Origin of the sequence: Rahnella sp. GSA61A (assembly GCF_019969905.1) — a bacterium.
In the GTDB taxonomy this organism is placed as follows: Bacteria; Pseudomonadota; Gammaproteobacteria; order Enterobacterales; family Enterobacteriaceae; genus Rahnella; species Rahnella aceris.
Map to the genome: position 1 here is coordinate 141,720 of NZ_JAHXYO010000005.1, position 26,232 is coordinate 167,951.

Genomic DNA, 26,232 nt, shown 5'->3' on the forward strand with positions numbered 1-26,232 from the left:
GAGCTTACCTGCCATGAAATTACCTATTTATCTTGATTACTCTGCCACCACGCCGGTTGATCCGCGTGTTGCACAGAAAATGATGCAGTGTTTAACACTGGACGGTACTTTCGGTAATCCGGCTTCCCGTTCTCACCGTTTCGGCTGGCAGGCTGAAGAGGCGGTGGATGTGGCGCGTAACCAGATTGCCGAGCTGATTAATGCCGATCCGCGTGAAATCGTCTTCACGTCGGGCGCCACCGAATCTGACAATCTGGCGATTAAAGGTGCCGCCCACGCGCACAGCACGAAAGGCAAACACATTATTACCAGCCAGACTGAGCATAAAGCGGTGTTAGACACCTGTGCACAGCTGGAAACTGAAGGCTTCGACGTCACCTATCTGTCGCCGCAGGCAGATGGTTTTATTCCGCCAGCGGCGATTGAAGCGGCGCTGCGCCCGGACACCATTCTGGTGTCCATCATGCAGGTGAATAATGAAATCGGCGTGGTACAGGATATTGCGACCATCGGCGAACTGTGCCGCAGTCGGGGCATCCTTTTCCATGTGGATGCGACCCAAAGTGTGGGCAAGATTGCGATTGATCTCAGCGAGTTGCAGGTTGATCTGATGTCGTTTTCCGCGCATAAGATTTACGGCCCGAAAGGCATCGGCGCGCTGTACGTGAGTCGTAAACCGAAAGTGCGGATTGACGCGCAAATCCACGGCGGCGGTCATGAACGCGGCATGCGTTCCGGTACATTGCCGGTGCATCAGATTGTCGGGATGGGCGAGGCTTATCGTATCGCCAAAGAAGAAATGACCGCCGAAGTAGCGCGTCTGACTGAACTGCGCGATCGTTTGTGGAAAGGCATTCAGGCGCTGGATCAGGTGTTTCTGAACGGCACGCCGAAACATGCGGCACCGAATATTCTCAACGTCAGTTTTGCCGGTGTAGAAGGGGAGTCTCTGATCATGGCGTTGAAAGATCTGGCGGTATCGTCAGGTTCGGCTTGTACGTCTGCCAGCCTTGAGCCTTCCTATGTTCTGCGTGCTCTGGGATTAAGTGAAGAACTGGCGCACAGCTCCCTTCGCTTCTCGCTGGGGCGCTGGACAACGGAAGAAGAAATTGATTATGCGATTGCGCTGGTGGTGAAATCTGTCCGCCGCCTGCGTGAGTTGCCACCTGTTTATACGAAATGAAGTGCCACCCGATGAAAGGGTGATTTGCCTGTCATTGAAAATGAATATTCATTGAAGATAAAAAACATCAGGAGTGCTGTTATGAGTTCCGAAGTCACGACCAATGAAGCAATGTCCGTATTCCTTTCTTCCCAGCCTGCTGATGCGCGCTGGGGCGAAAAAGCCACACTGAGCACCGATTCCGCCGGTATGACCATTCATTTGAATGGCGGCGATGTGCTGACGGTCATTGCCCGTGCCGCGCGTCGTATCGACGGTCAGGGTGTTAAAAATGTTAAACTGGCGGGTGAAGGCTGGGATCTCGAAAATAGCTGGGCATTCTGGCAAGGCTTCCGTGGCCCGAAAGGCACACGCAACGTTGAATGGGCAGAATTGTCCGAAGATGACGCCAACACGCTTAAAAAACGGCTGAAAATCATCGACTGGGTACGTAATACCATTAATACCCCGGCAGAGGATTTGTCCCCTGAACAACTGGCGACCCGCGCGGTTGATCTGATGTGTGAATTCGGTAATGAAAAAGTCAGCTACCGCATCACCAAAGGCGACGACCTGCGTCAGCAAAGTTATATGGGTATCCACACCGTGGGCCGCGGTTCTGACCGTCCGCCGGTATTACTGGCGCTGGATTACAACCCGGGCGGCGACGCAGATGCACCGGTTTACGCCTGTCTGGTCGGCAAAGGTATCACTTTTGATACCGGCGGTTACAGCCTGAAGCCAAGTGCGTCAATGGATTCCATGAAAGCGGATATGGGCGGCGCGGCCACGCTGACCGGCGCACTGGCGCTGGCAGCGGCGAACGGTCTGAATAAACGTGTGAAACTGTATCTGTGCTGCGCGGATAACATGGTCAGCGGCAATGCACTGAAACTGGGCGACATTATCCGCTACCGCAACGGTAAAACCGTTGAAGTGATGAACACCGACGCCGAAGGCCGTCTGGTGCTGGCTGATGGCCTGATCGACGCTTCTGCGCAAAAACCCGAACTGATCATTGATGCGGCCACGCTGACCGGCGCGGCGAAAACTGCGCTGGGTAACGATTATCACGCACTGTTCAGCTTTGACGATGCACTGGCAGGCGAACTGCTGGAAAGCGCGAAAGCCGAACACGAACCGTTCTGGCGTCTGCCACTGGAAGAATTCCACCGTTCACATCTGCCGTCTAACTTTGCCGAGTTGAACAACATTGCCGGTCCTGCACACACTGCGGGCGCAAGCACAGCCGCTGCGTTCTTGTCTCATTTCGTCACTGACTATAAGAAAGGCTGGCTGCACATCGACTGTTCCGCAACGTACCGCAAAAGCGCGGCGGATCAGTGGTCTGCCGGTGCGACAGGTCTGGGGGTGCGTACCGTCGCCAACCTGCTGTTAGCCAAGGCGAAGTAAGTTTTAGAAAGCAATGCATGCATGAAGCACAACGGGGCGCTTAAGAGCGCCCCGTTTTATACCACTAGCGGAGTTAAGAACCATGAGTGTCCCACACGATCATCTCCCTGCCAGCGCGGCGGCGACCGACGGTGAAAACGAGCTGGAGCGCCTGCTCCGCCTGTCTGTCACCGCGCCTGCCTGGCGTCCGGCGTTTTATCAAACTTTGCTGGAGTCCACCGTGTTTGTGCTGGGTGATGCAGGGCAGGATGACGCTGAAAAGCAGGGCAGTGTGGCGATTACCGCAGGCAGTGAACTGAATGTTTTGCACTGGGAAAAACAGGACGGCAGCTCGATCATTCCTTTCTTTTCCTCTGTGGAGGTTCTGGAAAAAGCCAGTGCCGGCGAAAGCCCGGATGAGCAGGCGTTTGTCGCGCTGCCTGCCCGCGTGTTGTTTGAAATGACACAAGGGGAGGAGTTGTTTCTGAATCCGAAGTCGGAGTACGGCAAGGAATTCACCCCGAACGAGGTGACGCTGTTGCTGAGCAATGGCGGGTTAAATGCGCCGTCTGAGCTGGTGCTGGATAAAGAAAGTCAGCTGCTGATCGGCCAGCCGGAGGAGTATCCTTCCGCCATGATCGACGCGCTCACCACGCTTTTCACTCAGAAGAAACCGGTGCGCCGTGCATTTATGGCGCTGATCCACGATAAAGCCGTGGATGAACAGCCAAACCTGCTGATTGGCGTCGAAGCGGACGGTGATGAGCAGGAGATTGACGCGCTGATCCGCGAGGCAGGGAATGTGGCGAGTGAAACCTCTCCCGACGAGCGTCCGGTGGATTTCTGTATCGTTTCTGAAAAAGAGCGTGGCATCAGCCATTATCTGATCAGCCACACCCAGCCGTTCTATCAGCGCAAGTGGGGAAGCTGGTTGCGCAATATTATTCCTTCGTCAGGACAGGCATAAAAGTGAGAGGACACCAGGGGAAAGCACCGTTTTGCCCCTGTTTTGTTTGCGGGAAATAGGTGGTTTAGGTTCGATAGTGAATTAATCACACATTTTTTTAATTAAATGTTGTGATTCGGGTAGGCAATCGTAACTTCGCTCCCTATAATCACCGCCATTTTACGGCAGGTATAACATTAAATTAACCGGCCCTACCTATAAAAGTCAGACAGAGGTTTTTTCATGACTATCGAACGCACTTTTTCCATCATCAAGCCAAACTCCGTAGCTAACAACGACATCGGTGCTATCTACGCACGTTTCGAACGCGCTGGCTTCACCATCATCGCGTCTAAAATGCTGAAACTGACGAAAGAACAAGCTGAAGGCTTCTACGCAGAACACAAAGGCCGTCCGTTCTTCGACGGTCTGGTTGAGTTCATGACCTCTGGCCCGATCATGGTTCAGGTTCTGGAAGGTGAAAACGCGGTTCAGCGTAACCGTGACATCATGGGCGCCACTAACCCGGACAACGCACTGGCTGGCACACTGCGTGCAGACTTCGCGGATAGCTTCACTGCTAACGCGGTTCACGGTTCTGATGCTGTAGAATCTGCACAACGCGAAATCGCTTACTTCTTTACCGAAAGCGAAATCTGCCCGCGTTAAGATTTTTGAGTCACCGTTGCTGGAAGATAAGCCGCAAATTCACAAGAATTTTGTAACTGTACTTTCCAAACATGGCAACCGTGCCCTAAAATTTGTACAATGTTGCGCCCCGAATGAGCCAGCCTCTTCGGGGCGCAATTTTATTTGCAGGCCAGCCGTTACCTTTCGGGCCTGGCTCTGCACTTCCAATACGCCATAACGTGTAACAACGAGGCCATTTTCATCATGTTAGAATCCAACACGTCCGAGCCAATTTTGTCTGAAAATAACGCTGTTTCCGCAGAAGCCGTGAATACTGTCGTGCCTGCTGCCGCAAAAATTAACCTTCTTGACCTTAACCGCAAGCAAATGCGTGAGTTCTTCATCAACATGGGCGAAAAACCGTTCCGTGCTGATCAGGTCATGAAGTGGATGTATCACTACTGCAGCGATGATTTCGAGCAAATGACCGATATCAATAAGGCGCTGCGTGAAAAGCTGGCCCGCGTTGCAGAAATTCGTGCACCGGAAGTCGCGTCAGAACAACGTTCAACTGACGGCACCATCAAGTGGGCGATTCAGGTGGGCGGACAACTGGTTGAAACCGTGTATATCCCGGACGGCGACCGTGCGACGCTTTGCGTTTCCTCTCAGGTCGGCTGTGCACTGGAATGTACTTTCTGTTCCACGGCGCAACAGGGCTTTAACCGTAACCTGCGTGTGTCCGAAATTATCGGTCAGGTATGGCGTGCGGCAAAAATTATCGGTGCGGCGAAAGTGGCCGGTACGCGCCCCATCACCAACGTGGTGATGATGGGCATGGGCGAACCTTTGCTGAACCTCAATAACGTGGTTCCGGCCATGGAAATCATGCTCGACGATTTCGGTTTCGGTTTGTCAAAACGTCGCGTGACGCTTTCCACATCGGGTGTCGTCCCTGCGCTGGACAAGCTGGGCGATATGATTGATGTCGCGCTGGCGATTTCCCTGCACGCACCTAACGACGCCATTCGTGACGAAATTGTGCCGATCAACCGCAAGTACAATATCGATACCTTCCTGGCCGCTGTTGAGCGTTATATTAGCAAATCCAACGCCAATCAGGGCCGCGTTACCATCGAATACGTTATGCTGGATCACATCAATGATGGCACCGAGCATGCGCATGAACTGGCTGAGCGTCTGAAGAATACGCCATGCAAAATCAACCTGATCCCCTGGAACCCGTTCCCGGGCGCGCCGTATGGCCGCAGCTCGAACAGCCGTATTGATCGTTTCTCTAAAGTGCTGATGGATTATGGCTTTACAGTTATCGTGCGCAAAACCCGTGGTGATGACATTGATGCCGCGTGTGGTCAGCTGGCCGGTGATGTTATCGACCGTACCAAACGTACGTTGAAGAAAAAAATGGCAGGCGAGCAACAGATTTCCGTAAAAGCCGTCTGATCCCAATGGGCTTCGCCACGGTGTTCCGTCGAAGCCCGCTGTTTTATTGTCACTGGCAGGGTAAAGGGAATTAAGCATGGCAATGAAGGGCAGTGTGAAAATGCTGATCGCCGCAGGCATGACTGTGGCTTTACTGGCGGGATGTTCCAGTTCACCGAAAGAAACGCAACAGGCCAGCGGCGCAGCACAAACGCGTCTCGAACTTGGCATGGCGTACCTGAATCAGGGGAACATGGAGGCGGCCAGGCAGAATCTGCAGAAAGCCGTTGACGGTGCGCCGCAGGATTATCGGACACAGCTTGGCATGGCGCTTTACGAGCAAAAAAACGGCAATCAGAAAGCAGCGGAAAGCCGCTACCAGCAAGCGTTGCAGCTGGCGCCGCAAAATGGGACGGTCTTAAATAATTACGGTGCGTTTTTGTGTAGTTTAGGGCAGTATGTACCCGCACAACAGCAGTTTAGCGCCGCAGCTAATGCGCCTGATTACGGTCAGGTTGCTGACAGTCTGGAAAATGCAGGCTACTGTTTTCTGAAGGCCAATCAGAATGAGGAAGCGCGAGTGTTACTAAGCCGGGCATTGAAAGTGGATCCCGATAAAGGCGCACCCTTGCTGACTGAGGCAACCAAAGAATTTGGGGAAGGGAACCGCGCTCAGGCGAAACTATTACTGGATGTATATCAACATGTTCTGCCAGCCACTGCCGACAGCCTCATGTTACAAATTCGATTCGCTGCGTTAGCGGGCAACCCGGATAGCGTTCAACGCTACGGTAAGCAACTTGCGCGTAGTTATCCACAATCTAAACAGTACCAGCAGTTCTTAGCCAATGAATACTGAAGCCCCTCAAGAAAATAATGCAAAACTGACTACAGGCGAACGTCTGCGTCAGGCTCGTGAACAGTTAGGTCTTAGTCATCAGGCTGTTGCAGAACGCCTGTGTCTGAAAGTCTCAACTATTCGCCAAATCGAAGAAGAAACGACGCCGGCCGATCTTGCGCCGACTTTCCTGCGTGGTTACCTCCGTTCCTATGCAAAACTGGTTCATGTCCCGGAAGAAGAATTATTAGGTCTGATCGGTAAACAAGCGCCGATTAAAGTGCCTAAAGTGGCTTCAATGCAGGGATTCTCTCTCGGTAAGTCTCGCAAAAAACGCGATGGCTGGCTGATGGGCTTTACCTGGCTGGTGGTGTTTGTGGTGATTGGCCTGACCGGTGCATGGTGGTGGCAAAATCATCAGGCGCAACAGCAGGAAATCGCAACAATGGCCGATCAGTCATCAGCACAACTGAATCAGGATAACGGCCAGGGGCAAACTATTCCTCTGGGCGACAATGCGAATTCTGCACCGACAACAGAAGATACTTCTTCTGACCCGGCTCCTGCTGCAAACACAACACAGCCGCAGAATTCTATCCCGCTGAATACCGCACCGGGCGCAGCAGCAAGCAACGCACCGGCAGCATCAGGTACGCCAGCGGAGCAAGCGCCTGCCGCTGTTTCAACCAGTCAGCCTGCAACTGCTGAAAACGGTCTACCAACCGGTGATGCACAAACTGCGGCAGCAGGTGCGGATCCACAAGCGGTGACCTTTACCTTTAAAGCTGACTGCTGGTTCCAGATTGATGACGCATCAGGGAAAACCCTGTTCAGCGGCATGAAGAAAGGCGGAGAGACCTTCAGCGTGAAGGGCACTGCGCCGTATAAACTGAAAATCGGTGCGCCGGGGGCGGTGGATATCCAATTCCAGGGCAAGCCGGTTGATTTAAGTCGTTTTGTAAAATCAAGCCGTGTTGCGCGCCTGACCTTAGCTGCCGAGTAATCGGCAGTTTGTCAGACGATTGCAACGATGGAGAGTGAAGTAATGCATAACCAAGCACCCATTACCCGTCGCAAATCAACCCGGATTTATGTCGGCAAGGTGCCTGTAGGTGACGGAGCACCGATTGCGGTGCAATCGATGACCAACACTCGCACCACAGATGTCGCGGCGACAGTCGCACAGATCAAATCACTGGAACGCGTCGGTGTCGACATTGTTCGCGTTTCTGTGCCAACCATGGATGCGGCAGAAGCATTCAAACTTATCAAACAGCAGGTTAATGTCCCGCTGGTCGCTGATATTCATTTCGATTACCGCATCGCCCTGCAGGTTGCAGAATACGGCGTAGATTGCCTGCGTATTAATCCAGGTAACATCGGTAACGAATCCCGCATCCGCTCCGTGGTGGATTGCGCACGCGACAAAAATATTCCTATCCGTATCGGTGTGAACGGCGGCTCTCTGGAAAAAGATATTCAGGAAAAGTACGGCGAACCTACGCCGCAAGCGCTGCTGGAATCGGCGATGCGCCACGTTGATATTCTTGACCGTCTTAACTTCGACCAGTTCAAAGTCAGCGTAAAAGCCTCTGACGTTTTCCTGGCTGTTGAGTCCTACCGCCTGCTGGCTAAGCAAATTGTTCAGCCTCTGCATCTGGGAATTACCGAAGCCGGTGGCCTGCGTGCAGGTTCCGTTAAATCAGCCATTGGTCTGGGCCTGCTGCTCTCAGAAGGTATCGGCGACACGCTGCGTATTTCGCTGGCGGCTGATCCGGTTGAAGAAGTCAAAGTCGGATTCGATATCCTCAAATCACTGCGTATCCGTTCCCGTGGTATCAACTTTATTGCCTGTCCGACTTGTTCGCGTCAGGAGTTTGATGTCATCGGTACCGTGAATGCGCTGGAACAACGTCTGGAAGATATCATCACGCCAATGGACGTTTCGATCATTGGTTGTGTGGTTAACGGTCCGGGCGAAGCGCTGGTTTCTACCATGGGCGTCACCGGCGGTCATAACAAAAGCGGTTTCTATGAAGACGGTGTCCGTCAGAGAGAGCGTTTTGATAACAATGATATGATCGACCAGTTAGAAGCAAAAATTCGCGCCAAAGCGGCGATTATGGATGAGAGTAAACGTATCGTTATCAATCATCTTGAAAAGTAACATCGGTTGCAGGTGTCAGCGTACATCTGCATTATTATATTGAACCCGACTGGGGTAATGGCGTCTGTGCGTTGAACCACAAGCCACAAAGCCCCTATAATCGGGTTCATTTTTTATAAAACGATAGAGAACTGACGTGGCAAAGAATATCCAGGCCATTCGCGGCATGAACGACTACCTGCCAGAAGACACAGCCCTGTGGCAACGTATTGAAGGATCGTTGAAACAAGTGCTTGGCAGTTACGGCTACAGTGAAATCCGTATGCCGATTGTAGAGCAGACCCCATTGTTTAAACGCGCTATCGGTGAAGTGACTGATGTCGTGGAAAAAGAAATGTATACCTTTGAAGACCGCAACGGCGAAAGCCTGACGCTGCGTCCGGAAGGTACGGCGGGCTGCGTGCGTGCCGGTATTGAACATGGTCTGCTGTACAATCAGGAACAACGTCTGTGGTACATCGGTCCGATGTTCCGTTACGAACGCCCGCAAAAAGGTCGCTATCGTCAGTTCAATCAGTTGGGTGTAGAAGTCTTTGGTCTGCAAGGGCCGGACGTTGATGCCGAATTAATTCTGCTGACCGCCCGCTGGTGGCGCGCGCTGGGGATTTCTGAGCACGTGGCGCTGGAACTGAACTCTATCGGTTCACTGGAAGCCCGCGCGAACTATCGTGATGCGCTGGTGGCTTTCCTGGAGCAACATAAAGACAAGCTGGATGAAGACTGTAAACGTCGCATGTACAGCAATCCGCTGCGTGTTCTGGACTCCAAAAATCCCGATATTCAGACGTTATTAAATGATGCACCGGAGCTGGGTGATTATCTTGATGAAGAATCAAGAGAACACTTTGCCGGTCTGTGTGAACTTTTAGAGCAGTCTGGTATCCCATATACGGTTAATCAGCGACTTGTGCGCGGTCTGGATTATTACAACCGCACCGTGTTCGAATGGGTAACCAGCAGCTTAGGCTCACAAGGGACTGTGTGTGCGGGTGGCCGCTACGACGGTCTGGTCGAACAACTGGGCGGTCGTGCAACACCGGGTGTCGGTTTCGCCATGGGGCTGGAACGTTTGGTATTACTGGTTCAGGCCGTAAACCCGGACTTCAAAGCACCGGCAACCGTCGACACCTACGTGATCTCATCCGGTGCTGGCACGCAAAGCGTGGCTATGCAACTGGCTGAAACACTGCGTGATGCGCTGCCTGAGCTGAAAGTTATGACTAACTACGGTGGCGGCAATTTCAAGAAACAGTTCGCCCGTGCTGATAAATGGGGTGCGCGTGTTGCCCTGGTACTAGGCGAAACTGAAGTCGCTAACCAGCAGGTCGTCGTAAAAGACCTGCAGAGTGGAACGCAAGAAACGCTGGCGCAAAGCGAAATCGTCGCGCGTCTGGCTTCGATGTTGGGTTAAGGAGAAGGACACTGTGGAAGTCTATACCACTGAGAATGAACAGGTTGATGCTGTACGTCGCTTCTTTGCCGAAAACGGTAAAGCGCTGGCCATCGGCGTTGTTCTGGGTATTGCAGCCCTGGGCGGCTGGCGTTTCTGGCAGAGTCACCAGGACTCTGCCCTGACGGAAGCTTCTGCGTCTTTCCAGCAAGCTAATCAGTCGCTGACCAGCAATAACGCGAAAGGCGTGGCTGATCTCGAAAAATTTGCTCAGAGCAATGACAATAATTACGGCGTATTTGCCGCCCTGCAACTGGCTGATCATTTTGTCGGAACCAGTGATTTCGCCAATGCTGAAAAGCAATTAGTGCAGGCGCAAGGTCAGGCCAAAGAAGATAATTTACGTTCGCTGGTGAACTTACGTCTGGCGCGTGTCCAGATGCAGCAAGGCAAATTTGATGATGCACTCAAAACGTTAGACGGCGTGAAGGGTGAAGGCTGGACGGCTATGCAACAAGGCATCCGTGGTGATGTTTTGCTTGCCAAAGGCGATGCAAAAGGTGCTCGTGAAGCCTACAGCAAAGGACTTGATTCTAAACCCTCTCAAACGCTGCAAACCGTGCTGCGTATGAAATTGAACAACTTAGCCAGCTAAGGGGAACCCCGATGCAATTGCGTAAAACACTCTTGGTAGGATGGGTTTCTGTTGCCCTGCTAAGTGGCTGTTCATTGTTTAACAGCGAAGAAGACGTGGTCAAAATGTCTCCTCTGCCAAAAGTTGAGAACCAATTCACACCGACGCAAGTGTGGAGCAAATCCGTAGGCGACGGCATTGGCGAATTCTACTCCAATCTGCGTCCGGCCTGGCAGGACAGCACCATTTTTGCGGCTGACCGTTTTGGTCTGGTTAAAGCACTCGACGCTGACAGTGGTAAAGAAAAATGGAGCGTCAACCTGTCTGAAAAGACCGGCTTCCTCTCCCGAAATATTTCTGCACAGCTGTCTGGCGGCCTGACAGTTTCAGGTGATCACGTTTACGTTGGCAGTGAAAAAGCTATCGTTTATGCATTGAACACCACTGATGGTAAAATCGCCTGGCAGACCAAAGTGGCGGGGGAAGCATTGTCCCGTCCGGTTGTCAGCGATGGTCTGGTTCTGGTTCACACCGGCAATGGTATGTTGCAGGGTCTGAATGAATCCGACGGTACCATTCAATGGACCGCTAACCTCGATATGCCAACGCTGTCTCTGCGTGGTGAATCAGCGCCTGCAGTAGCCTTTGGTGCTGCAATCGTCGGTGGTGATAATGGGCGCGTCAGTGCTGTACTGATGAAAGAAGGTCAGCTGATCTGGCAACAACGTATTTCTCAGACTACCGGTACGACTGAAATCGACCGTCTGAGCGATGTGGATACCACGCCGGTTATTGTTGATGGCGTTGTTTATACGCTGGCATACAATGGCAATCTGGTGGCGATGGATCTGCGTTCTGGTCAGATTATGTGGAAACGTGATGTTGGTTCTGTGAATGACATCATTGTCGACGCAGGCCATATCTATATGGTTGACCAGGATGACCGCGTGATGGCGCTCGATACTCAGGGTGGTGTCAGCGTGTGGCGCCAAAGTGAGTTGCTGCACCGTAACCTGACGGCACCGGTGCTGTATAATGGTTACATTGTGGTCGGCGATTCCGAAGGCTATCTGCACTGGATCAACACCACTGATGGTCGTTTTGTTGCTCAGCAGAAAGTCGACAGCGATGGCTTCCTGAGTGCGCCGATTGTGGCAAGCGACAAGCTGGTTGTGCAGGCGAAAGGTGGCGAGGTTTACTCCTTCACCCGCTAATACTGCGACCGGCATCTGGTCCTGAGGTCGGTTGACCCCGGGCTTTAAAACGGCTCCTGAATTGCTCAGGGGCCGTTTCGTATTCTGAAATCCGCGTAATCCCCAATGAGAGATTACGCTGTAACAAATTGAATTATAGTGGTTTGCAATGAAATTCAGCAGGCCAGCTATTTGCGTTTAGCACCACCTATAAAAACACTGAGGCTTCAAAATGATACCTGTCGTTGCGCTTGTTGGGCGCCCGAATGTGGGTAAATCCACTTTATTTAACCGTTTAACCAAGACGCGTGATGCGCTGGTGGCGGATTTCCCGGGGCTTACGCGTGACCGCAAGTATGGTCGTGCCGAAATTGAGGGTAATGAATTCATCATCGTGGATACCGGCGGTATTGACGGTACCGAAGATGGCGTTGAAACCCGCATGGCAGGGCAATCTCTGCTGGCTATCGAAGAAGCGGATATCGTGCTGTTCATGGTAGATGCGCGCGCGGGCCTTATGCCTGCCGATCAGGGCATTGCCCAGCATCTTCGCAGCCGTGAAAAAGCCACTTTCCTGGTCGCCAACAAAACTGACGGGCTGGATCCGGACAGCGCCACCGGCGATTTCTACTCGCTGGGCCTTGGCGAAGTCTATGCCATCGCCGCTTCCCACGGTCGTGGCGTGACGCAGCTTATCGAACACGTTCTGATCCCGTTCGTGGGCGAAAAGCCGGAAGAAGTCGAACTGACCGAGGAAGAAGCTAACGCGGCTTACTGGGCCGAGCAGGAAGCCACCGGTGATGAAATCCCTGAAGACGAAGAAGATAATTTCGACCCGCAGTCTCTGCCAATCAAGCTGGCTATCGTCGGACGTCCGAATGTAGGTAAGTCCACACTGACTAACCGTATTCTGGGTGAAGAGCGCGTCGTGGTTTATGACATGCCGGGCACCACCCGTGACAGTATTTATATCCCGATGGTGCGTGACGAGCGTGAATACGTTCTGATTGATACCGCCGGTGTGCGTAAGCGCGGCAAAGTGACTGAAACCGTGGAGAAATTCTCGGTAATCAAAACCTTGCAGGCGATTGAAGATGCCAACGTAGTGATGCTGGTTATCGATGCCCGCGAAGGCATTTCCGATCAGGATCTCTCGCTGTTAGGCTTTATCCTCAACAGCGGGCGCTCACTGGTTATCGTGGTCAACAAGTGGGATGGCATGAGCGAAGAAGCGCGTGCTCAGGTTAAAGATCAGCTGGATCTGCGTCTTGGTTTCGTTGATTTTGCCCGCATTCACTTCATCTCTGCCCTGCACGGCAGCGGCGTTGGCAACCTGTTTGAGTCAGTAAACGAAGCGTACACCTGTGCAACCACGCGTGTGAGCACTTCCTTACTGACCCGTATCATGCAAATGGCGGCTGACGATCACCAGCCACCGCTGGTCAATGGTCGCCGCGTGAAACTGAAATATGCCCACGCCGGGGGTTATAACCCGCCAATCGTGGTGATTCACGGTAATCAGGTGAAAGACCTGGCTGATTCCTATAAACGCTATCTGATGAACTATTTCCGTCGTTCACTGAAAGTGATGGGAACGCCAATCCGCATTCAGTTCAAAGAAGGTGAGAACCCGTATGAAGGCAAGAAAAACTCGCTTTCTCCTCACCAGCAGCGCAAGCGCCGACGTCTGATGCAGCACCTGAAAAACAAATCCTAAACGAATGGGGTGCATGAAAATGTACCCCTTTTTTTCGTCTTAATTTCCCCGCAAGGAGCTGGCTGGATGTTCTGGCAGACCTGGAGTTTTGCGTTTGGCGTTACGGTTCCCAATTTATTGATCTTGCTGCTGGGCGTGTTTTTGCGCCGCACTGGCCTGATGGACGACAGTTTTAACGAGAAAGCCAGCCGGCTGGTGTTCAATATCGCCTTACCTTGCCTGCTTTTTTTCAGCGTGGCGCAAGGGCATGATTCCTCAGGCTCAAATCTGCCGCTCGCCATTTATGGTGGCCTGGGCACCGTCGCTTCATTTCTGTTGCTGGAACTGGTGGCGATAAAACTGGTGAAAGACCCGCGTGAGCGCGGTATTTTTGTGCAGGGAGGATTCCGCGCCAATACCGGCATCGCGGGTCTTGCTTATGCCTCGCTGGCCTTTGGCAGCGAAGGTATTGCGCTGGGGTCGATGTATCTGGCGGTCACAGTGATCCTCTTCAACGTGCTTTCCGTGATTACGCTAACCCGTAGCCTGAAAGGCGGGCAGGGGAATAGCATCGGGCTGAAGCCGATTCTGCGCGGCATTATCACCAATCCGCTGATTATTGGTCTGGTGCTCGGGCTGGCGTTTAAGTACAGCCATTTACCGATGCCAGCGACCATTGCCAGCACCGGTGAGTTTATTTCAGGGATGGCGCTGCCGCTGGCAATGTTATGTGCCGGTGCCAGTCTTGACGTGAAGGCGATGTTCCGCAGTTCTCACGTGGCGGCCTGGTCTTCCGCGTCACGTGTGATATTTGTGCCTGCGCTGATGACCTTCGGGGCATGGCTGTTTGGCTTTCGCGACGCGGCGCTCGGCGTTATATTTCTCTTTTCCTGCACACCGACCGCAGCGGGCAGCTACGTGATGACCCGTGCAATGGGCGGCAACGCGACGCTGGCGGCGAATATTATTGCCGTCACCACGCTCGGATCATTTTTCACTACCGCACTGGGTCTGTATTTACTGCGGACGCTGGGTGTTATTTAGAGGGATAGACGATGGATGCACTTTGTCCGGTTTGCAGCCAGCCGATGAGCTGGGTAAGTGGTCACTTTCATTGTGACGCCAGCCATGGCGACTATCAGCAAATCGCATTATGCCCGGATTGCCAGCAACCGTTGCAGGAGCTGAAAGCCTGCGGCGCGGTCGATTACTTCTGCCAAAACGGGCACGGGATGATTTCTAAAAAAAGGGTACGGTTTACGTATTCGCCTTATTCCGCAGAGTGATCGTCAGGGGGAGCCTGCTTCCATAAATTCACCAGTTCCTCGGGCGTTTCGGTTTCAGGAATAATCACCACCAGGCTGGCCGAATGCGCTTGCGAAGCATAGTAAATCTCCAGCCGGAAATAACGCTGGTCGCCATGACCGGCGTTTTCTTTTTCCTGAGCATAGGGCAGGGCTTTGTTGATGAGCTGGCAAATTTCCCGCCGCTTATCATCACTCATACCTGAAAGTTCGACCCGTCGCGGCCCGCTGAGTTTCGGGATAAACGCAATGCCGCCTTCGCGGTAAATCTCAATGACCGCATTACTTTCCAGCGAATCTAAAGGTTTCATTTACATCACTCCGACCTGCTCCCAGGCTTCACGAACCGCTTGTGCAACGGAAGCGTCAAAGCGTTTTTCCGCATGCTGAATCGTCAGTTGGGCGAACGTGACAAAGTCTGCATTTTTGGGCAGGGATTTATCACAAACCGTGTCATACCAGACGTAACCTGCACGTTCCCACGCGTTACCACCCAGTTTAGTCGCTGCCAGATAGAACGCGCGGTTAGGTATGCCTGAATTAATGTGCACACCGCCGTTGTCATCGCGGGTATTCACATAACCCTTCATGTCCGCCGGTTGCGGATCTTTACCCAACAGCGGGTCATCGTAAGCGGTACCGGGATGAGACATAGAACGCAGGCCGGAACCGTTAATGCCTTTCGCCAGCAAACCTTCACCAATAATCCAGTCGGCTTTATCGGCAGTTTGTTTCAGGTGGAATTGTTTCACCAGCGAACCAAACACATCCGACATCGATTCGTTCAGTGCGCCGGACTGGCCGTTATATTCCAGACCTGCTTCCGTTTCGGTGACCCCGTGGGAAAGCTCGTGCCCGACAACGTCGATAGCAATCGTGAAGCGGTTAAAGATTTCGCCGTCACCGTCACCAAACACCATCTGCTGCCCGTTCCAGAAGGCATTCTGATAGCCTTTGTCATAATGCACCGTGCCGAGAAGCGCCAGCCCTTTGTTATCAAGGGAATTTCGCTGATAGGCCTGCCAGAAGAAATCATAGGTCACGCCAAGATAATCATAGGCTTCATCCACCGACACATCGCCGTTACTTGGCTGACCTTCCTTACGCACGGATTCCCCCGGTAGTCGGGTGGTATTTTTGGCGTCATAAATATCACGCTCAACCTGACCCGCTTTGGCTGTCACGATCTTCTGCGGTTTGGCGTAGGGCTGTGCCATCAGGGTATTCACATGTACCAGCGTCTGTCTGGCACATCTGCGCTGGGGCTCTGAACCGTGTTCAATAATACGGTTAAGCATGTAGGGCGGGATAACGCTGTTGTAACGCTTTGCTGAACTGTGATTCATCGTGAATCTCCTTATCAAGAGTCACCCGAAGGTGAAAACAAGGTGTTCTGACCGTCTGATACTGAAAGCCGGCTAATGAATAGTCATCACCGTCAGTATAGAACTGCTGAGCGTTAAGCCTGTTAAAGATGAGATTTATCTGTCCGGCTGCGGGTCATACAACGTATGCGAATGACAAATCACAGCGCGTCCGCTGGCTTTTCTGACCGATTCGCGCACCACCAGTTTTCCCTGCAACAGCTGCGTTGTGTGAGGCGCATCGGGGCGCAGCATGCGCCGTTGCAACAGGGAAATCGCTTCGGCACCGAGTTCATCGCGCGGCACATGCACCGCTGTCAGCGGCACATCGTGAATTTCTGCAAGATTGAATCCGTCAGTGCTGATAACGCTGATATCCCCGGGCACGGAAAAGCCGCGTTTAGCCAGCGCTGCTACCACGCCGGAAGCCATAAAATCGCCACCGGCCAGGATTGCGGTCGGCAGCGGCTGGCCGGGCGGCAAGGCATCCAGAAATTCCAGCAGCGCCTGTTCGCTTTCCTGGGCACCGAATCCTGAGGTATTCAGCAAATGCTGGCTGTCACTGAAAACCTGATGATGGCGCGTGAACGCCTGTTTAATCCCCGTGAGCCGAAGTTCCATCGTATGACGTCGCAGGCACTGCACGGTCACGATATGTGTGTGGCCCTGAGAAAAGAGATAGTCGCAGGCGAAATCGCCCATCGTCTGATGATCGGGGCTGACACTGTCATGGCGCATATGCCGGTCATGGCAATTGACCAGCACGCAGGGCTTGCCCATGTCAGCGGCCAATTGATGAATGTGAGGATCGTCGATACCGACCAGTAATACGGCTTCGGTTTGCGGATCGGTCATTTTGGCGATGAACAGCGCAGCATCGGCGTTTTCTTCTTCCATCGCACAATAACGGACGCGCACTTCATGATGGGCTGTGGCAGCCAGAATGCCCTGGATCACCTTGTAGTAAAAAATATCGCTGCGCACATCAAAGGCGCGGGCGGGAGCGAAAATCAAAATGTTGTTGAGCATCAGCCTGCCGGTGGAAAGGCCATCGAGAACGCCCTGAGATTTGGCACACTCAAGCACGCTGTCGCGCGCCTTGCTGCTGGTGTTATTTTTTCCGGCTAAAACCCGTGAAACGGTACTGATCGACAACCCTGTCTGGTCGGCAATTTGCTGGATATTTAACTTTCCTTTCAAACTGTGATCTCCTTCAAAATCGTCCATGCAAAAATTTTCATATCAGAAGATGTGCTTCCCGTGAGCTTTTATCCTCCCTGACTTCCCCGTCCAGTTATAGCGTGAAAGCTTTTGCAAAAAATCACGTTTCCCTCACAAATCCGGCTGCCTACTCTGCAGAAGTACCTCACATGACACATCATCTGCGGCCAGGCCGACGGGTGGGAGAACGGACATGACAATTCAAATAAATACCGGGACAGCTGCGGTTGCAGGACGCAGAAAGATAAAGGCTTTACGCTGGTGGATGCTGGCGCTGTTTCTGCTCGGCGTGACGGTCAACTACGTCACCCGAAATTCTCTGGGGTTACTGGCGGCTGAACTGAAAACCAGCCTGAACATGACCACGGAACAATATTCTTACATCGTCGCGGCGTTTCAGGCGGCGTACACCATTTTCCAGCCGTTGTGCGGCTGGCTGATTGATGTAATTGGCCTGAAGCTGGGCTTTCTGATCTGCGCCTCAATCTGGGCGGTGGTTTGTATGCTGCATGCAGGGGCGGGCAGTTGGATCCAACTCGCCGTTCTGCGCTTCTTTATGGGCAGTGCCGAAGCGGCGGCGACTCCGGCCAACGCCAAAGCGATTTCCGACTGGTTCCCGCGTAAAGAGCGTCCGGTTGCCGCGGGCTGGGCAGGCGTAGGCTTCTCGATTGGTGCCATGCTGGCCCCGCCGATTATCCTGGTCGCGCACGTGTCATTTGGCTGGCGTGGTGCGTTCCTGTTCTGCGGCGTGCTGTCGATGCTGTGGGTTCTGCTGTGGTGGAAGTTCTACCATTCACCGGAAACGCATCCGAACCTGAGCAAAGATGAACTGGCGCTGATCCGTTCAGATAACGAGCCGCAACAAACGCGTCTGCCGTTTATCAAATCGCTGAAAATTGTCTGTAAAAACAAGAAATTCTACGGTATCGCCATTCCGGCATTTCTGGCTGAGCCTGCGTGGGCGGTGTTCAGTTTCTGGGTGCCGTTGTATCTCGCCAATGAACGTGGGATGGATTTAAAACACATTGTGATGTTTGCCTGGCTGCCGTTCCTGGCCGCCGACCTCGGCAGTATTGCCAGCGGCTATCTCACCACGTTGTACCGCAAAGTGTTTGGCTGCACCCGCATTAACTCCATCGTCGCCAGCTCCGTCACCGGCGCATTTATGATGCTGTCGCTGGCGCTGGTCGCCTTGACGCAAAGCCCGTATGCCGCCATCGCCCTGATTTCCATCGGCGGTTTCGGTCATCAGGTGATTTCCTGCATGCTGAGCGCCGTCGTGGTGGAGACATTCGATAAGAGCCAGGTGGCGACAGTTAACGGCATGCGCGGTTCTTCGGCGTGGATCGCCAGTTTCCTGTTTTCACTGCTGATCGGCGCCGTTGCCGACAAAATGGGTTTCAATCCGCTGTTTATCGCGATGGGTTTCTTTGATTTGATCGGCGCAGTCTTCCTGGTTGCTCTGATCGCTGAACGCCGCAATCCGGCAAAAAGGGAGAGTCTATGAAGACGTTAAAACACTGGGAGCTTGCCGGGCAGGATGAAGCAGGCGTGGATTTGCGGGTTGATGGTAAACATCTGTTTTCTCTGCGTGTGCTGGAACAGGGTTTAATCCGCGTATTCATCCAGCGAAACGGCGAGCTTGCGCTGGATCGTACCTGGAGTATCGCACCACAAAATGATGCACCATGGGAAGGGCGTGGCCGTCTGAGCAACGAAGGTTTTTCAGTGCCGGGCTATCAGCTCGAACAGGGCGACGATTGCCTGACACTGACCACTGAGGCGCTGCGCGTCACGGTGCATCAGCCGTTGTGGCTGGAGTGGGAATATAAAAATGAGGCCGGTGTCTGGCAGCCGCTGGTAAAAGATCGGAAAACCGGTGCATATATGCTCGGCGTGAAAAACGAAGCATCGGCGCACTATCAGCTGCGTGAGGCGCAGGATGGCGTGTACGGGCTGGGCGAGAAAGCCGGTGATCTCAACCGTAGCGGCCGCCGCTTTGAAATGCGTAATCTGGATGCGATGGGCTATAACGCCGCCAGCACCGATCCGCTGTATAAGCATATCCCGTTTACCCTGACGCGGCGCAATGGTGTCAGTTTTGGCGTTTTCTACGACAATCTCAGCAATGTCTGGCTTGATCTCGGCAATGAACTGGATAATTACCATCTGCCTTACCGTCGTTTCAGTGCCGAAGCGGGCGATCTGGATTACTACCTGTTTGTCGGCCCGACGTCACTCGACGTCACCAAAAAGCTGGTGCGCCTGACCGGTAAAACTACCTTTGGGCCGAAATGGAGTCTCGGTTACAGTGGCTCGACCATGTATTACACCGATGCGCCGGATGCCCAGCAACAGCTGATGAAATTCATCACGCTGTGCGAACAGCATGAAATTCCGTGTGATTCATTCCAGTTATCATCGGGTTACACCTCGATCGGCAACAAGCGCTACGTCTTTAACTGGAACTACGACAAAGTGCCTGAGCCGGAAGTGATGTCGAAAGCGTTTCTTGACGCTGGTATCCGTCTGGCGGCCAATATCAAACCTTGCCTGTTGCAGGATCACCCGCAATATGAACAGGTTGCTGAGCAGGGTTTATTTATCCGTGACAGCGAAAGCGACGTGCCGGAACGCTCAGTATTCTGGGATGACGAAGGTTCCCACCTCGATTTCACTCATCCGGCCGCTGTGCGCTGGTGGCAGAAAGGCGTGACACAACAGCTGCTTGAAAAAGGCATCGGCTCGACGTGGAATGACAACAACGAGTATGAAGTCTGGGACAGCGATGCGCGCTGCCACGGTTTCGGCAAATCCATCGCCATCAAACATATCCGTCCGGTGATGCCGCTGCTGATGATGCGTGCGTCGTTTGAAGCACAGCAAAACTTTGCGCCGGAAATCCGGCCGTATCTGATTTCCCGCTCAGGTTGTTCCGGCATGCAGCGTTACGTGCAAACGTGGAGCGGTGATAACCGCACTAACTGGCAGACGCTGCGCTACAACACCCGCATGGGCATCGGCATGAGTTTATCCGGTTTGTATAACGTCGGGCACGACGTCGGCGGATTCTCAGGGGATAAGCCGGATGCCGAACTGTTTGTCCGCTGGGTGCAAAACGGCGTGATGCATCCACGTTTCACCATTCATTCCTGGAATGATGATCACACGGTGAATGAGCCGTGGATGTATCCGCAGGTGACGCCGCTTATTCGTGATGCCATCCGTCTGCGTTATCGCTTATTGCCTTATTTCTACACCTTGCTGTGGCAGGCTCATGCGGATGACGAGCCGATGCTGCGCCCGACATTCCTCGACCACGAGCACGACAAAAACACCTTCGCGGAAACCGATGACTTCCTGATGGGACGTGATTTGCTGGTCGCCAGCGTGGTGGATGAGGGGCAGCGTGAGCGTAATGTTTATCTGCCTGATAACGGAATGGGCTGGTGCGATTTCTATACCGGCGAATGGTTTGCGGGCGGGCAGACAATCACCCTCGACGCACCGCTGGACAGATTGCCGCTGCTGGTGCGCGCCGGTGCTGCATTGCCGCAATCTTGCCGTCTGGCGCATGTTGAGGCCAGTAAAGATATGCTGCGTGAATTGCATGTGTATCCGGCACCGGGTCAGGTTACATCGTCAGGCATGCTGTTTGAAGATGACGGCGAAAGCCATCGCTGGGAGCAGAATCATGCGCTGTGGCTGAACTGGGATATCGCCAGTGACGATCAGCGAATCAACATCACGCTGACGCAGCGCGGCGATTTCAAACCGGCGTGGAAAACCCTGAGCATTGTGCTGCCGCAAAGCGAACCGCGTGAAGTTTGGGTGAATGGCGTGAAGACAAATAACTATAATCTGTAAGCTTTTCAATCTCCTCCCCCTGCGAAGGGGGAGGATGGGGGAAACCTAACGCTTATTTAACCGCACGTTTACGCACCTTCTTCTCTACCACAATCGATTTCACTTCACTTTCAATCCAGCCATCGGCCAGACGTGTTTTCAGTGTATCGCCCGGTGCAGTCTGCGTGGTTTTCTTCAGCAACGCGCCTTGCGGCGTAGTCGTCACGCTATAGCCGCGGGCGAGTGTCGCCAGCGGACTGACGCCTTCCAGTTGCGTACAGGCAGTACCGAAACGCTGACGGCTTTCGGTCAGTTGCGATGACATCGCCTGTTGCAGCCGGTACTGAAGCTGCTGAACCCGCTGCTGGGCGCGGTGAATACGCGGCTGCGGTTGCTGTTGTGTGAGGCGTTGCTGCAAACGGTCGGTGCGGCGCAGCATCTGACGCAGCTGGTTTTGCATGGCTTCATCAAGACGACGGCGCAATTTGAACAGCGCCGTTTGCTGACGCGCCAGACGTAAATGCGGATGCTGCTGTTGCAGGCGGTGATTCAGACGCGTGAAGCGCTGCGTCAGTTGTGCGAGATAATAATCCATCGCCATTTCGAGGCGCTGCTGCTGCGACTGGATCTGGCGCAGCAATTCCAGCTGATTGCGGCTGATCAGTTCGGCAGCAGCAGATGGCGTCGGCGCACGTAAATCAGCAACAAAATCGGCAATCGTCACATCGGTTTCGTGGCCGACGGCGCTGACGATCGGAATGCGGCTGGCAAAAATCGCCCGTGCCACGCGCTCATCGTTAAAGCTCCATAAATCTTCCAGCGAACCGCCACCGCGCCCGACAATCAGGACATCGACTTCTTCCCGAGCGTTAGCCAGCTCAATGGCGCGGACGATTTGCCCCGGCGCATCCGCGCCCTGAACTGACGTCGGATAAATAATGACGGGTAACGACGGGTCGCGACGCTTTAAGACATTTAACACGTCATGCAGCGCGGCGCCGCTGGCGGAAGTAATCACACCCACGCATTTAGCAGGCGAGGGCAGCGGTTGTTTAAACTGTGCATCAAACAGACCTTCGGCGGCCAGTTGCTGTTTCAGCAGATCGAATTTTTGCTGCAATAAACCGTCGCCAGCTTCCTGCATACTTTCGGCAATCAGCTGATAATCGCCACGTGGCTCATACAGCGTAATGGTCGCGCGGACTAATACCTGCTGGCCATTTTGCGGGCGGAACGTTGTGCGGCGATTCGTGTTGCGGAACATGGCACATTTGACCTGAGCGCGGTCATCTTTGAGCGTAAAATACCAGTGGCCGGAGGACGGCTGAGAGAAGTTTGAAATCTCACCGGAGAGCCAGACCTGACCCATTTCGTTTTCCAGCAACTGTCGGACCGTCTGATTCAGGCGGCTTACGGTAAAAATAGGAGGCGAAGAAGGTAGCGACATGTGATCCAGATCAAATTCAAAAACAGAGACTTAATCGAACGATACTACATGCCCGCAAAAGGTAATCAAGAAGTTTTTGAAATAGTTCTGGTCGAAATGCCTACTCACCTGTATACTCCCGCTGCAATATTTTATCTTTTCCGCATCCACCTTGGTGAGATATTGCCCATGCTACGTATCGCAAAAGAAGCACTAACGTTCGACGACGTTCTCCTTGTTCCAGCCCACTCCACAGTTTTGCCTAATACTGCCGACCTCGGTACTCAACTGACCGCTAAAATCCGTCTGAATATCCCTATGCTGTCCGCAGCGATGGATACCGTGACTGAAGCGAATCTGGCGATTGCTCTGGCGCAGGAAGGCGGCCTCGGATTCATTCACAAGAACATGTCTATTGAGCGTCAGGCGGAAGAAGTCCGTCGCGTGAAGAAGCATGAAAGCGGCGTTGTTGCTGACCCTAAAACCGTCACGCCATCGACCACTTTGCGTCAGGTTAAAGAACTCACTGAAATTAACGGTTTTGCCGGTTATCCGGTCGTGACTGAAGAAAACGAACTGGTCGGTATTATTACCGGTCGTGACGTGCGCTTCGTGACCGATCTGGAACAGCCTGTCACTGCGGTCATGACGCCGAAAGAACGTCTGGTCACCGTCAAAGAAGGCGAAGCCCGCGAAGTCGTGCTGCAAAAAATGCACGAAAAACGCGTAGAGAAAGCACTGGTGGTTGACGCGCAATTCCATCTGCTCGGTATGATCACCGTAAAAGACTTCCAGAAAGCCGAACGTAAACCGAATGCCTGTAAAGATGAGCAGGGCAGCCTGCGCGTCGGTGCAGCGGTTGGCGCAGGTGCGGGCAACGAAGAACGTATCGATGCGCTGGTTGCTGCCGGTGTTGACGTTCTGTTGATCGACTCTTCTCACGGCCATTCCGAAGGCGTTCTGGAACGTATCCGCGCAACCCGCGCGAAATACCCGGATCTGCAAATCATTGGCGGTAACGTTGCAACTGGCGCAGGTGCTCTGGCACTGGCGAAAGCAGGCGTGAGCGCGGTGAAAGTCGGTATCGGTCCTGGCTCCATCTGTACTACCCGTATCGTGACCGGCGTGGGTGTTCCGCAAATCACTGCCGTTTCTGACGCGGTTGAAGCGCTGGAAGGCACCGGTATTCCGGTTATCGCTGACGGCGGTATCCGCTTCTCCGGCGACATCGCAAAAGCTATCGCTGCCGGCGCAAGCTGTGTGATGGTCGGCGGGATGCTGGCGGGTACTGAAGAATCTCCGGGCGAAATCGAGCTGTATCAGGGCCGTTCATACAAATCTTACCGCGGCATGGGTTCTCTGGGCGCGATGTCCAAAGGCTCTTCAGACCGTTACTTCCAGACTGATAACGCTGCTGACAAACTGGTACCGGAAGGTATCGAAGGTCGTGTGGCGTATAAAGGCCGTCTGAAAGAGATCATCCACCAGCAAATGGGCGGTCTGCGCTCCTGTATGGGGCTGACCGGTTGTGCTACCATCGACGACCTGCGCACCAAGGCTGAGTTTGTCCGCATCAGCGGTGCCGGGATCCAGGAAAGCCACGTACATGACGTGACGATTACCAAAGAGTCACCGAACTACCGCATGGGATCCTGACCCTAAAGACAGCGAGCTAAAGGCTCGCTGTCTGCTTTTAAGATTGTTAGAAAATTTAACCTGTTGTTTTAACGCTTTTATTGCTTTCTGGAAAACGCCCCCTCATGAGCGAAAATATTCACAAGCACCGTATCCTGATCCTCGATTTCGGCTCCCAGTACACCCAACTTGTTGCGCGCCGCGTGCGTGAACTGGGTGTCTATTGCGAACTCTGGGCCTGGGACGTAACCGAAGCCCAAATCCGCGAATTCAATCCGAACGGGATCATCCTGTCCGGCGGCCCGGAAAGTACCACCGAGCATGACAGCCCGCGTGCACCAGACTATGTCTTCGAAGCCGGTGTACCGGTTCTGGGCGTCTGCTACGGCATGCAAACCATGGCGATGCAGTTAGGCGGCCATGTTGAAGGCTCTAACGAGCGCGAATTTGGTTATGCGCAGGTTGAAGTTCAGACTGAAAGTGCGCTGATCCGTGACATTCAGGATGCCCTGAGCGAGAACAACAAACCGTTGCTCGACGTCTGGATGAGCCACGGCGATAAAGTGACGGCCATCCCGTCTGATTTTGTGACCGTTGCCAGCACTGAGACTTGCCCGTTTGCCATTATGGCCAACGAAGAAAAACGCTTCTACGGTGTGCAGTTCCACCCGGAAGTGACGCATACCCGTCAGGGCCTGCGTATGCTCGAACGTTTCATCATGGATATCTGCGAGTGCGAAGCCCTGTGGACGCCGGCAAAAATCATTGAAGATGCCGTTGAACGTCTGCGTGTGCAGATTGGCGACGATCATGTGATCCTCGGCCTGTCCGGTGGCGTTGACTCTTCCGTGACCGCCATGTTGCTGCACCGCGCCATTGGCGACCGTCTGACTTGCGTGTTCGTCGATAACGGTCTGCTGCGTCTTAACGAAGCAGATCAGGTGCTGGAAATGTTCGGTGACCGTTTCGGTCTGAACATCGTTCATGTCGCTGCGGAAGAGCGCTTCCTGTCTGCGCTGGCAGGCGTTGATGAACCTGAGGCCAAACGTAAAATCATCGGCCGCGTCTTTGTTGAAGTGTTCGATGAAGAAGCCTGCAAGCAGGATGAAGTGAAATGGCTGGCGCAGGGCACCATCTACCCTGACGTGATTGAATCCGCAGCCTCGGCCACCGGTAAAGCGCACGTGATCAAATCGCATCACAACGTGGGCGGTTTGCCGAAAGAAATGAAACTGGGTCTGGTTGAGCCGCTGAAAGAACTGTTCAAAGACGAAGTACGTAAAATCGGTCTGGAACTCGGCCTGCCGTATGACATGCTTTACCGTCACCCGTTCCCGGGGCCGGGTCTGGGCGTTCGCGTGCTGGGCGAAGTGAAGAAAGAATACTGCGACCTGCTGCGTCGCGCCGATGCTATCTTCATCGAAGAACTGCATAAAGCCGACCTGTATAACAAAGTCAGCCAGGCCTTCACCGTCTTCCTGCCTGTCCGCTCCGTTGGTGTGATGGGCGATGGCCGTAAATACGACTGGGTCGTTTCCCTGCGTGCAGTAGAAACCATCGATTTCATGACCGCGCACTGGGCACACCTGCCGTACGATTTCCTTGGCCGCTGCTCCAATCGCATCATCAACGAAGTCGACGGTATCTCCCGCGTTGTCTATGATATCTCGGGCAAACCACCGGCAACGATTGAGTGGGAATGATTTCGCGTCTGGCAACAGCCTGCACGTTAAAGCAATAAACACCTCTAAGCCCGCGTAAATGCGGGCTTTTTGATATCTGTCAGATATCAGACGGCTGTTTCAACCTTATCATGTGATTCTTTCCTGAGTTTATTCAACTGTACCTGTACTATCTTTAACCGGTGGTGCAAAACGATGCAGTGCTAATGGACGACGGATATCTATCGTAAAGGTAGTCGTACTCACTCTTATATTCAGGCCTT

General features: G+C 53.4%; 22 protein-coding genes. 18 read left to right on the forward strand and 4 right to left on the reverse strand.

Annotated elements, in window-relative coordinates:
- Nucleotides 1–13 precede the first annotated feature (13 nt).
- The 14 genes from LC431_RS08800 (at nucleotide 14) to LC431_RS08865 (ending at nucleotide 14,777) form a co-directional block, all read left to right on the forward strand.
- A complete protein-coding gene (locus tag LC431_RS08800) occupies nucleotides 14–1,183 on the forward strand; it encodes an IscS subfamily cysteine desulfurase (RefSeq protein WP_223509716.1) in 1,170 nt (389 codons plus the stop codon).
- A gap of 81 nt (nucleotides 1,184–1,264) precedes the next feature.
- Nucleotides 1,265–2,575 (forward strand): aminopeptidase PepB, encoded by a 1,311-nt coding sequence (gene pepB, locus LC431_RS08805; protein ID WP_013574365.1) that lies wholly within the window; start codon nucleotides 1,265–1,267, stop codon nucleotides 2,573–2,575.
- 82 nt (nucleotides 2,576–2,657) lie between these two features.
- Nucleotides 2,658–3,521: an enhanced serine sensitivity protein SseB gene (gene sseB / locus LC431_RS08810; protein ID WP_013574366.1), complete on the forward strand. Its 864-nt coding sequence runs from the start codon at nucleotides 2,658–2,660 to the stop codon at nucleotides 3,519–3,521.
- Nucleotides 3,522–3,743: 222 nt separating this feature from the next.
- Nucleotides 3,744–4,169 carry a nucleoside-diphosphate kinase gene (ndk, locus tag LC431_RS08815; RefSeq protein ID WP_013574367.1) on the forward strand — a complete coding sequence of 142 codons (426 nt, stop codon included), beginning with the start codon at nucleotides 3,744–3,746 and terminating at the stop codon, nucleotides 4,167–4,169.
- 225 nt (nucleotides 4,170–4,394) lie between these two features.
- Nucleotides 4,395–5,594, forward strand: coding sequence for a bifunctional tRNA (adenosine(37)-C2)-methyltransferase TrmG/ribosomal RNA large subunit methyltransferase RlmN (locus LC431_RS08820; RefSeq protein WP_013574368.1), 1,200 nt, complete (start codon nucleotides 4,395–4,397; stop codon nucleotides 5,592–5,594).
- Between the two features lie 100 nt (nucleotides 5,595–5,694).
- Nucleotides 5,695–6,432, forward strand: coding sequence for a type IV pilus biogenesis/stability protein PilW (gene pilW / locus LC431_RS08825; protein ID WP_041673193.1), 738 nt, complete (start codon nucleotides 5,695–5,697; stop codon nucleotides 6,430–6,432).
- Nucleotides 6,422–7,414, forward strand: coding sequence for a cytoskeleton protein RodZ (gene rodZ / locus LC431_RS08830; RefSeq protein WP_013574370.1), 993 nt, complete (start codon nucleotides 6,422–6,424; stop codon nucleotides 7,412–7,414). The genes pilW and rodZ overlap by 11 nt, the downstream gene beginning before the upstream one ends.
- Before the next feature lie 42 nt (nucleotides 7,415–7,456).
- Nucleotides 7,457–8,578 carry a flavodoxin-dependent (E)-4-hydroxy-3-methylbut-2-enyl-diphosphate synthase gene (ispG, locus tag LC431_RS08835; protein ID WP_013574371.1) on the forward strand — a complete coding sequence of 374 codons (1,122 nt, stop codon included), beginning with the start codon at nucleotides 7,457–7,459 and terminating at the stop codon, nucleotides 8,576–8,578.
- A 136-nt stretch (nucleotides 8,579–8,714) separates the two neighbouring features.
- A complete protein-coding gene (gene hisS, locus LC431_RS08840) occupies nucleotides 8,715–9,989 on the forward strand; it encodes a histidine--tRNA ligase (RefSeq protein WP_126124671.1) in 1,275 nt (424 codons plus the stop codon).
- 13 nt (nucleotides 9,990–10,002) lie between these two features.
- Entirely contained in the window at nucleotides 10,003–10,623 is a 621-nt protein-coding gene (locus LC431_RS08845; RefSeq protein ID WP_013574373.1) for a YfgM family protein, read from the forward strand.
- A gap of 11 nt (nucleotides 10,624–10,634) precedes the next feature.
- Nucleotides 10,635–11,816 carry an outer membrane protein assembly factor BamB gene (bamB, locus tag LC431_RS08850; protein ID WP_013574374.1) on the forward strand — a complete coding sequence of 394 codons (1,182 nt, stop codon included), beginning with the start codon at nucleotides 10,635–10,637 and terminating at the stop codon, nucleotides 11,814–11,816.
- Nucleotides 11,817–12,027: 211 nt separating this feature from the next.
- The gene (gene der / locus LC431_RS08855) at nucleotides 12,028–13,512 is read left to right on the forward strand and encodes a ribosome biogenesis GTPase Der (RefSeq protein WP_223509717.1); all 1,485 of its coding nucleotides are present in this window, start codon (nucleotides 12,028–12,030) and stop codon (nucleotides 13,510–13,512) included.
- A 66-nt stretch (nucleotides 13,513–13,578) separates the two neighbouring features.
- Nucleotides 13,579–14,535, forward strand: coding sequence for an AEC family transporter (locus tag LC431_RS08860; RefSeq protein WP_013574376.1), 957 nt, complete (start codon nucleotides 13,579–13,581; stop codon nucleotides 14,533–14,535).
- A gap of 11 nt (nucleotides 14,536–14,546) precedes the next feature.
- Nucleotides 14,547–14,777, forward strand: a complete 231-nt coding sequence (locus tag LC431_RS08865; protein ID WP_013574377.1) for a zinc ribbon domain-containing protein — start codon at nucleotides 14,547–14,549, stop codon at nucleotides 14,775–14,777.
- Here LC431_RS08865 and LC431_RS08870 read toward each other — a convergent pair.
- The 3 genes from LC431_RS08870 to LC431_RS08880 all read right to left on the reverse strand — a co-directional run bounded on the left by LC431_RS08870 (nucleotide 14,762) and on the right by LC431_RS08880 (nucleotide 17,359).
- Complete coding sequence (locus LC431_RS08870; RefSeq protein ID WP_013574378.1) at nucleotides 14,762–15,106, reverse strand: protealysin inhibitor emfourin; 345 nt, start codon at nucleotides 15,104–15,106, stop codon at nucleotides 14,762–14,764. The two genes, LC431_RS08865 and LC431_RS08870, sit on opposite strands and share 16 nt — an antisense overlap.
- Entirely contained in the window at nucleotides 15,107–16,141 is a 1,035-nt protein-coding gene (locus tag LC431_RS08875) for a M4 family metallopeptidase (RefSeq protein WP_112151286.1), read from the reverse strand.
- A 135-nt stretch (nucleotides 16,142–16,276) separates the two neighbouring features.
- Nucleotides 16,277–17,359, reverse strand: coding sequence for a LacI family DNA-binding transcriptional regulator (locus LC431_RS08880; RefSeq protein WP_013574380.1), 1,083 nt, complete (start codon nucleotides 17,357–17,359; stop codon nucleotides 16,277–16,279).
- Nucleotides 17,360–17,573: 214 nt separating this feature from the next.
- On the opposite strand from LC431_RS08880, the gene LC431_RS08885 reads away from it, so the two are divergent.
- Together LC431_RS08885 and LC431_RS08890 are read left to right on the forward strand one after the other, a co-directional pair.
- Nucleotides 17,574–18,887 (forward strand): MFS transporter, encoded by a 1,314-nt coding sequence (locus LC431_RS08885; RefSeq protein ID WP_013574381.1) that lies wholly within the window; start codon nucleotides 17,574–17,576, stop codon nucleotides 18,885–18,887.
- On the forward strand, nucleotides 18,884–21,247 hold the full coding sequence (locus tag LC431_RS08890; RefSeq protein WP_153374843.1) for a TIM-barrel domain-containing protein: 2,364 nt from the start codon (nucleotides 18,884–18,886) through the stop codon (nucleotides 21,245–21,247). The genes LC431_RS08885 and LC431_RS08890 overlap by 4 nt, the downstream gene beginning before the upstream one ends.
- 52 nt (nucleotides 21,248–21,299) lie before the next feature.
- Here LC431_RS08890 and xseA read toward each other — a convergent pair whose 3' ends face one another.
- The gene (xseA, locus tag LC431_RS08895; protein ID WP_013574383.1) at nucleotides 21,300–22,673 is read right to left on the reverse strand and encodes an exodeoxyribonuclease VII large subunit; all 1,374 of its coding nucleotides are present in this window, start codon (nucleotides 22,671–22,673) and stop codon (nucleotides 21,300–21,302) included.
- A 168-nt stretch (nucleotides 22,674–22,841) separates the two neighbouring features.
- Between xseA and guaB the strand changes: the two genes are divergently transcribed.
- A complete protein-coding gene (guaB, locus tag LC431_RS08900) occupies nucleotides 22,842–24,308 on the forward strand; it encodes an IMP dehydrogenase (protein ID WP_015689478.1) in 1,467 nt (488 codons plus the stop codon).
- A 104-nt stretch (nucleotides 24,309–24,412) separates the two neighbouring features.
- The gene (gene guaA, locus LC431_RS08905) at nucleotides 24,413–25,990 is read left to right on the forward strand and encodes a glutamine-hydrolyzing GMP synthase (protein ID WP_013574385.1); all 1,578 of its coding nucleotides are present in this window, start codon (nucleotides 24,413–24,415) and stop codon (nucleotides 25,988–25,990) included.
- Nucleotides 25,991–26,232 lie beyond the last annotated feature (242 nt).